Origin of the sequence: Streptomyces sp. KLMMK (genome assembly GCF_036961605.1) — a bacterium.
Classification (GTDB): domain Bacteria; phylum Actinomycetota; class Actinomycetes; order Streptomycetales; family Streptomycetaceae; genus Streptomyces; species Streptomyces telluris.
Genome location: NZ_JBAMDC010000367.1, coordinates 1 through 6,408 on the forward strand (window position 1 = coordinate 1; position 6,408 = coordinate 6,408).

Here is a 6,408-nt window from a genome sequence, read left to right on the forward strand (position 1 = left end):
GTGGTGAACGCGCGCTTGACCGTGCGGGGTTCGGCCGTGCGCTGGTTGCGCCCGTCGGCGTGGACGAGGACCCCCGGCGTGAACGGCTTCAGGACGAGCGCGTCGAGGCCGGGGGTGCGGAGGAGCTCCGGGAAGGAAGTGTTGAGCAGCTGGGCCGTGCGGTCCAGCCGGAAGCCGTCGGCGCGGTCGGTGGCCATCCGCCCGCCGACGTGGGGGGCGGCCTCCAGGACGGCGACCGTAACCCCTGCGGCCGTGAGCCGGTGCGCCGCCGAGAGCCCGGCGAGGCCGGCTCCCACGATGACGACGTCGGCGTCGATAGCGGTGTCGCGTGCGCTGCTGAGCACGTGCCCTCCCGGGTTCGGTCCGCTCGCTCGGTGCCCTGATGCCCTCAACGGGCCGTGGCGATGCGCGATTTGACTTGACCGTAGAGAGAAATTCGGTCAATAACAGTCGCGCACGGACAGGGCACGGTCGCACGGCGGGTAGCACGGCCGCCGGCCGCGTGCGCGGTCCGGGGTCAGCGTGTGTCCGCCAGCGCCGCTCGTACGGCGCTCTCGACGTCCGGGAAGGTGAAGGAGAACCCGGAGTCCAGCAGCCGCCGGGGCACGACCCGCTGACTGCCCAGCACGTCCGTGGCCATCTCGCCCAGGGCCAGCCGGAGCAGCGGGGCGGGGGCGGGGAACAGCGCCGGGCGGTGCAGCACGCGCCCCATCACCTCGGTCACCTGACGGTTGGTGACCGGATGGGGGGCGGTGAGGTTGACGGGCCCGGCCACGTCGTCGGCCTCCAGGAGGTGGCGGAGCGCGGCGACGTGGTCCTGCAGGGCGATGAAGCTCCAGTACTGCCGCCCGTTGCCGAGGCGCCCCCCGAGTCCCGCCCGGAAGAGCGGGAAGAGCTTGGCCCACGCGCCGCCCTCGCGGGCCACGACCAGCCCGGTGCGCGCGAAGACGGTCCGTACGCCCGCTTCGGCCGCGGCCCCGGCCGCGTCCTCCCACTCCTGGCAGACGCCGGCGAGGAAGCCGTGCCCGGGCGGGGTGCTCTCGTCGGCGAGCCGGTCGCCCGTGTCGCCGTAGATCCCGATCGCGCTGCCGCTGACGAGCACGCGGGGCGGGGTGTCGAGGGAGGCGAGCGCCTCGGCGATCGCGGCGGTGCCGAGGACACGGCTGTCCCGGATCTCCTTTTTATAAGAGGCCGTCCAGCGGTGGTCGCCGACGCCCGCCCCCGCCAGGTGCACCACGCCCGTGCAGCCGGCGAGGCCGGAGGTGTCGACGGTCTGCCGCAGGGGGTCCCAGGAGACCTCCCCCCGCGCGCGGGCTTCGCGCCGCACGAGGCGTACCACCTCGTGGCCGTCCGCCCGCAGGGAGCGCACGAGCGCCGTGCCGATGAGCCCGGTGGAACCGGTGATCGCGATCCGCATACGCCTCATCCTGCCCGCGGGTCCCGAAAAAATGGCAGAGGGGTCGCGGGGCGCGCCTGGCACAGTGGCACCATGGTGAATCCGATCATCCGTAAGGCCACCGAGGCCGACGATGCAGCCCTCGCCGGGCTGGACCGGCGCACGTGGTCCCCCCTGCACGCGGTGCAGCCGCGGCCCGAGCCGCCGTACGAACCGTTCTTCACCGAGCGGAACCGGCCGGAGCACATCCTGGTGGCCGAGGCCGGCGGCCGGCTCGCGGGCTACATACGCCTGGTGGCGCCCACGCCGCTCGCCTGCAACGCCCACGTGCGCCAGATCCAGGGGCTGGCGGTGGACGACGACTTCCGCGGGCAGGGCGTCGCCCGGGCGTTGCTGCGCGCGGCGGGCGAGGAGTCCCTGCGGCAGGGGGCGGTCCGGCTCACGCTGCGGGTGCTCGGGCACAACGCGCCCGCCCGGAGCCTGTACGCCTCGGAGGGCTTCGTCGTCGAGGGCGTGCTGCCGGGGGAGTTCCTGCTGGAGGGCGCTTACGTCGACGACGTACTGATGGGGCGCTCCCTGACTCCCTGACTCCCCGAGCCGGGCCCCTATTCCCTGAACCGCTCCCACAGCGCGGGGAACCGCTCTGCGAGCGCCGCCTCGTCCTCCGGGTCGACGGGCGTGCCGAGCGGTTCCGCCGGCTGGTCGGGCAGCCCCAGGTCCGGGGTCTCGGCCCCGGTGAGCTGCTCGTACGCCTCGTCGGCCGCGTAGCCCAGGTCCTCGCCGTCCCCGTCGACCTCCTCGTCGAAGTCCTCCAGGAGCTCGGCGAGCCGGTCCGGGTCGTGCATCGCCCCTTCGAACACCTCCCGGCCCTGGCCGATCAGCCAGCACCGGAAGTAGTCGAAGACGTCGTCGCTCGCGCCATTGAGCATGACCGCCGCCGCGCCCCACAGGTCCCACAGGTAGGCGCGGTTGTAGCGGGACTCGAAGTGCCGGGCGAAGTCCACCACGCGCTCGGGGTCGAGCTGCATCAGCCGCTCGACCAGCAGGTCCGCCTGGTCCTCGGCGTCGCCCTCGGCGGCCTCGCGCGTGGTGTCGATCAGTTCCCAGAACTCCGTCTCGTCCACGCCACCAGCATCGGGCCAAGCACCGGCCCCCGCACGCGGAGCGGGGCGGATGCGGCCGTCTCGTTATCGGGGCGTGCCACCGGGCGCGGTGTGACGCGTGAAACAGGACAGAGGGTGTCTTGTTTCGGTGGCAGGGTCACGACCGCACCGAGGAGAGGAGACCCGAGGACATGGGTACGCAGGCACAGACGCAGGCACAGACGCAGACGCAGGGAGGCCGGCCGCTCGCGGGCAAGGTCGCCCTCGTGGCGGGGGCCACCCGAGGCGCGAGCCGCGCGATGGCGGTCGAGCTCGGCCGGGCCGGTGCCGTCGTCTACGTGACCGGCCGGACCACGCGCGGGCACCGCAGCGAGGTCGGGCGGTCCGAGACCGTCGAGGAGACGGCCGAACTGGTGACGGAGGCCGGGGGGACGGGGATCGCCGTGCCCACCGACCACCTGGAGCCGGCGCAGGTGGAGGCGCTCGTGCAGCGCATCGAGCGCGACCACGGGCGGCTCGACGTGCTCGTCAACGGCCTGTGGGGAGGCGACCACCTCGTCGGCTTCCCCGACGCCTTCACCAGGAAGATGTGGGAGCACGACCTGGACGCGGACCTGCGCATCCTGCGGCTCGGCATCGACTCCCACCTGATCACCAGCCGCTTCGCGCTGCCGCTGCTGACGCGGCGGCCCGGCGGGCTGGTGGTCGAGGTGACCGACGGGACGGCCGAGTACAACGCGAACTACCGGGGTCACTTCGCCTTCGACCTCGCCAAGTACGCGCCGATCCGCATGGCGAAGGGGCTCGCCGAGGAGCTCCGGGACCTCGGGTGCACCGCGGTCTGCCTCACGCCGGGGTACCTGCGGTCGGAGGCGATGCTGGACACGTACAAGAAGGTGACCGAGGAGACCTGGCGCGACGCCCTGCGGGAGGACCCGCACTTCTGCATCTCGGAGAGCCCGGCCTACGTCGGGCGCGCGGTGGCTGCGCTCGCCGGCGACCCCGAGGTGGCGCGGTGGAACGGGCAGTCGCTGTCCAGCGGACAGCTGGCCCGCGTTTACGGCTTCGCCGACACCGACGGGACGCAGCCGGATGCGTGGGGGTACATCAGCGCCTTGGAGGCGGGTGAGGAGCCCCGGGAGGCGGACTACCGCTGACGGTGGAGCGGGGTCCGGGCGGGCCCCGCCCCCGCAGCGCCGGCCTCAGCCGTACAGCTCGGCCGCCCTTCTCGCCGCTTCCGCGAAGCGCTCGCGCAGCTCGGGCGGGCCCAGGACCTCAGCCTCGGGGCCGAGCGCCGACAACTGCTCGTAGGCCACCTCCGGGGATTCCACGGCCAGGGTGACCGTGACGCGCCCGAGGGCGTCGGGGGCCGGGGCGGCCGCCAGGGCGTCGGCGGCGGCCGCGCTGTCCGTCACGTGCGGCAGGCGCCGGGCGCCGTCCGGGGTGAGGCGCAGGCCGACGCGGTCGCGCAGGATCGAGCGGGCGAACTCCGCCGCCCGCTCCTCCCAGAAGGCGGGCAGGTCGAACGCCTCGTCCCGTTCGAAGCGGTCCGCCCCGGCGGCCACGGCCGTGAAGCGGTCCACCCGGTAGACGCGGAACTGCCCGCCGACGCGGGCCGCGACGTACCAGATGCCCCCTTTGAGGATGAGTCCGTACGGCTCCAGCTCGCGCTCGACCTCGGTGTCCCGCCGCCGGTAGCGGGCCGTGACGGGGCGGTCGTCCCAGACGGCGTCCGCGACGGCGGGCAGCAGGGGCGGCGGGTCGCCCTCGCGCCACCAGCCGGGTGCGTCGAGGTGGAAGCGCTGGGCCGCGGACGCGGAGGCGTCGCGGAGCTCGGGCAGGAGGGCGGCGGAGACCTTGAGGCGGGCGGCCGATGCCGCGTCGGCCAGGCCCATCTCGCGCAGCGCGGAGGGGACCCCGGAGAGGAACAGCGCCTCCGCCTCGGTCCGGCCGAGGCCGGTCAGGCGCGTGCGGTAGCCGCCGACGAGGCGGTAGCCGCCCGTGCGGCCGCGGTCGGCGTAGACGGGAACACCCGCTTCGGACAGCGCGAGGACGTCCCGGGCGACGGTGCGCTCGGAGACTTCCAGCTGCCGGGCCAGCTCGGTGCCCGTCATCGAAGGGCGGGACTGGAGCAGCAGCACCAATTTGATCAGCCGTGCGGCGCGCATGGCTCACAGGTTAAGGGGAGTGGCGACAGGAGCCGGTGCGCAGCCAGGGCAGGAAGACGCACGGGCTCCTGTCGTCACTTCTGAACCGTTCCGCGACACAGGACAGGGCGCGCGGGACGGCTCGACGGAGACTGTACGCCCCTGATCGATGATCGATCAATCCTTGAGACCCAACAGACACCACGCGAACGGGGGCGGCGGGGGGTCAGATCCGCGGCGCGCAGCTCAGCACGTGCGTCTTCAGCAGCTCCCCGATCGCCGGGTCGCGCCGCCGGAACGCGGCCACGATCTCGGCGTGGTCCTCCGCGTGGGGACGCGGCTCCGGGCTGAGCCAGCGGATCGACAGCGTCGTCCACACCTCGATGCCCAGCGACTCCCAGGTGTGCAGCAGGACGGCGTTGCCCGCGGCCTTCACGATCTCCCGGTGGAAGGCGACCGTGTGCCGCACCTGCGCCTCGCCGTCGCCCAGCCGGTCCGCCTCGTACAGCGCGGCCACCTCCGGCTCCAGCGCCGAGACGTCCTCGGCCAGCGCGGGCGCGGCCAGCTCCGCGGCCACCTGCTCCAGGCCGGCCCGGACCGGATAGCTCTCCTTGAGGTCCGTGGCGGTCAGCTCGCGGACCCGGACGCCCTTGTTGGGCGAGGACTCGATCAGCCGCAGGGACTCCAGCTCGCGCAGCGCCTCGCGCACCGGCGTCTGGCTCACCGCCAGCTCGGCGGCGATCCGCCGCTCGACGATCCGCTCGCCCGGCTGCCAGCGCCCGCCGACGATCCCTTCGAGGATGTGCTCGCGGATCTGCTCACGCAGCGAGTGCACGACGGGTGTGGCCATGGGAGAGGCTCCTCAGCGGGGTGGTGCGCGGTAGTGCGGGGTGGTGCGGCGGTGCGGGGGCGGCGGTGACTCGGGCGGTGACCTCAATTATCCCGGCGGTGCACAAGGGCGCGGCCCCGGCTCGTACGAAACGAGCCGGGGCCGCGCCCTTGTGCCATCCTGCCGTGCCGCGAGGACTACAGACCGATCTCGGCCTCGAACTCGGCGGCCTCCAGCAGCTCCTTGATCGCCGTCAGGTAGCGGGCGGCGTCGGCGCCGTCCACCAGACGGTGGTCGTAGGAGAGCGTCACGTAGGTCATGTCGCGGACGGCGATGGTCTCGCCCAGCTCCGGGTGGCTGATGACCACCGGGCGCTTGACGGTCGCACCGATGCCCAGGATCGCGACCTGGTTCGGCGGCACGATGACCGTGTCGAACAGCGCACCGCGCGAGCCGGTGTTGCTGATCGTGAAGGTCGCGCCCGACATCTCGTCCGGGCTGATCTTGCCGGTGCGGACCTTGCCGGCCAGCTCCGCGGTCTTCTTGGCGATGCCCGCGATGTTGAGGTCACCCGCACCCTTGATGACCGGGGTCATCAGGCCCTTCTCCGAGTCGACGGCGATGCCGACGTTCTCGGAGTCGAAGTAGGTGATGGTGCCCTCGTCCTCGTTGATCCGGGCGTTGATGACCGGGTAGGCCTTCAGCGCCTGGACGGCGGCCTTGACGAAGAACGGCATCGGCGACAGCTTGACGCCCTCGCGCTGGGCGAAGGAGTCCTTGGCCTTGCCGCGCATCCGCATGATCTTGGTGATGTCCACCTCGATCACGGAGCTCAGCTGGGCCTGGCCGTGCAGCGCCTTCATCATGTTGTCGGCGATGACCTTGCGCATGCGCGGCATCTTGACCGTCTGACCGCGCAGCGGCGAGGCCTGC

8 protein-coding genes are annotated in these 6,408 nt (G+C 72.9%); 2 read left to right on the forward strand and 6 right to left on the reverse strand.

The genetic code is table 11. The features are described 5' to 3' along the window. Both V7793_RS31110 and V7793_RS31115 read right to left on the reverse strand, forming a co-directional pair. Positions 1 to 344, reverse strand: a 344-nt coding sequence (locus V7793_RS31110; protein ID WP_336012880.1) for an FAD/NAD(P)-binding protein, incomplete at its 3' end; no start/stop codon positions are given. 173 nt (positions 345 to 517) lie between these two features. Continuing rightward, on the reverse strand, positions 518 to 1,426 hold the full coding sequence (locus tag V7793_RS31115) for a TIGR01777 family oxidoreductase (RefSeq protein WP_336012882.1): 909 nt from the start codon (positions 1,424 to 1,426) through the stop codon (positions 518 to 520). A gap of 63 nt (positions 1,427 to 1,489) precedes the next feature. Here V7793_RS31115 and V7793_RS31120 point away from each other — a divergent pair, with 63 nt between their 5' ends. Next, positions 1,490 to 1,984, forward strand: a complete 495-nt coding sequence (locus V7793_RS31120) for a GNAT family N-acetyltransferase (RefSeq protein ID WP_336012886.1) — start codon at positions 1,490 to 1,492, stop codon at positions 1,982 to 1,984. Positions 1,985 to 2,001: 17 nt separating this feature from the next. On the opposite strand, the gene V7793_RS31125 is transcribed toward V7793_RS31120, so the two are convergent. Further along, positions 2,002 to 2,520, reverse strand: coding sequence for a DUF4240 domain-containing protein (locus tag V7793_RS31125; RefSeq protein WP_058044746.1), 519 nt, complete (start codon positions 2,518 to 2,520; stop codon positions 2,002 to 2,004). A 170-nt stretch (positions 2,521 to 2,690) separates the two neighbouring features. Here V7793_RS31125 and V7793_RS31130 point away from each other — a divergent pair, with 170 nt between their 5' ends. Then, on the forward strand, positions 2,691 to 3,656 hold the full coding sequence (locus V7793_RS31130; RefSeq protein ID WP_336012891.1) for an SDR family oxidoreductase: 966 nt from the start codon (positions 2,691 to 2,693) through the stop codon (positions 3,654 to 3,656). 45 nt (positions 3,657 to 3,701) lie between these two features. On the opposite strand, the gene V7793_RS31135 is transcribed toward V7793_RS31130, so the two are convergent. The 3 genes from V7793_RS31135 to V7793_RS31145 all read right to left on the reverse strand — a co-directional run. Further along, positions 3,702 to 4,667 carry a helix-turn-helix transcriptional regulator gene (locus V7793_RS31135; protein ID WP_336012894.1) on the reverse strand — a complete coding sequence of 322 codons (966 nt, stop codon included), beginning with the start codon at positions 4,665 to 4,667 and terminating at the stop codon, positions 3,702 to 3,704. Between the two features lie 205 nt (positions 4,668 to 4,872). After that, entirely contained in the window at positions 4,873 to 5,496 is a 624-nt protein-coding gene (locus V7793_RS31140; protein WP_336012897.1) for a GntR family transcriptional regulator, read from the reverse strand. A gap of 176 nt (positions 5,497 to 5,672) precedes the next feature. Then, a partial coding sequence (locus V7793_RS31145; RefSeq protein ID WP_336012900.1) for a 2-oxo acid dehydrogenase subunit E2 occupies positions 5,673 to 6,408 on the reverse strand: 736 nt, incomplete at its 5' end.